We start from the raw sequence: 1,333 nt of genomic DNA, 5'->3' as shown, positions 1-1,333 counted from the left end.
CAATTAAAAGGACATCTTTTAAAAAATGCACGCGGCTCTTGCAGAACAGCTTAAAGTTGTGAATACTTCCATGTGAAAATGAGACATTAAGTATCCTTAGCTCTTTTTCGTTTGCCACTATTTGAGCCTTTATCGTGTACTTTTTCTTTTTTCCTGAGTAATATTTCCACTGTTTAGGACGCTTAATCTCGCATTCCATAGCGTTAACCAGTACAACCTCTATCTCAGTGTCCCAGACAAGCTCCCTCTTTTAGGCAAGGAAGACTCCCTGCTTTTCTCAGCCTATGGTACTTTTTAATACCAAAAATTTTCTGATAGTTTTCTTCCTTAAATCTTTTTATTCTTTCAAGCATTATTTATCATTTTAATTACCAACATTATTATACCCTGATATTGTTCTTTATTGAAAGGTTATCGAATGGATCTATTATTAAAAATTGAAAAAATTCAATGACTTAGCTGTAATAATCATTTTATATATATAATTTTTTATATATTTTTACAACAATACTAATTATTTTTTAATTATTAAAGTATATTATTTTTAGTTCTTAAAATTTTAATATATATAAATAATATTTTTATAGATAAAGTATTATAAATATTATAATATATTATATTTTAACTATTAAACATATTCATTATATTAATTTTATTTTAATGTTAAATATAAAAATAAAATATCTATTTTAGCTACTTTGAGCGTATTTTAAAAATAATAAAATTAACCCTAAAAAATATTTTGATATTATGTTAAAATTCTGATATCAATTTATTTTTTTAATAAAATTAGAATTTAAATAGTAGAATAAATACTACCAAATCTAGTTTTATTATAAATATCAATTGGAAATTTATTAAATAATAAAAGGAGAAATTAATCATGAAAAACGCTTTTAGAGATTATATCTGTTTTACAGATATGGAAAATATAGAAAGCTTAAATCAGCAGATGAAGGAAAGTTTTTTATTTAAAGAAAATGACATTAAAGATGAGAATATTGAGAAGATTCAGCTTGAAAACTTGAAATTTGGAATTTATTTTTCAGAACGTAAAAATGATAGAGATAGAATTCTAGTTGTAAAAAATAGAAAAAATATAAGATGTGGAAACTATTTTATTAATGGGATAAAAAAAGAATTTTATTCAGATCTTTTCTTTCTGATTCTTTATAAAGATGAAAAAAATCGGGATGTAATTTTTGAAGAGCTGATTGACAGTCTTTTAGGAATTGTGAAAATTAAGGAGGTTGTTTTATAAGTATAGCTAATATTATTCTACATTCGCTGTATTCGCCAGATTTAAATCCAATAGAAAAATTATGGGCTAATA

2 protein-coding genes are annotated in these 1,333 nt (G+C 23.4%); one reads left to right on the top strand and one right to left on the bottom strand.

Annotation, left to right across the window (positions count from 1 at the left end):
• Positions 1-199, bottom strand: a 199-nt coding sequence (locus tag HMPREF1552_RS12235) for a transposase family protein (protein ID WP_021744261.1), incomplete at its 3' end; no start/stop codon positions are given.
• 684 nt (positions 200-883) lie between these two features.
• Between HMPREF1552_RS12235 and HMPREF1552_RS06160 the strand changes: the two genes are divergently transcribed.
• Positions 884-1,261: a hypothetical protein gene (locus tag HMPREF1552_RS06160; RefSeq protein WP_021744259.1), complete on the top strand. Its 378-nt coding sequence runs from the start codon at positions 884-886 to the stop codon at positions 1,259-1,261.
• Positions 1,262-1,333 lie beyond the last annotated feature (72 nt).

This window comes from Leptotrichia sp. oral taxon 879 str. F0557, assembly GCF_000469385.1.
GTDB lineage: Bacteria > Fusobacteriota > Fusobacteriia > Fusobacteriales > Leptotrichiaceae > Leptotrichia > Leptotrichia mesophila.
The sequence above is the reverse complement of the archived record's forward strand: the minus strand, read 5'-3'. Positions and strand labels throughout refer to the sequence as shown.

Excerpts from the sequence above, each read along its gene's own strand:
- HMPREF1552_RS06160 (WP_021744259.1), top strand. The coding sequence starts at position 884 with ATGAAAAACGCTTTTAGAGATTATATCTGTTTTACAGATATGGAAAAT.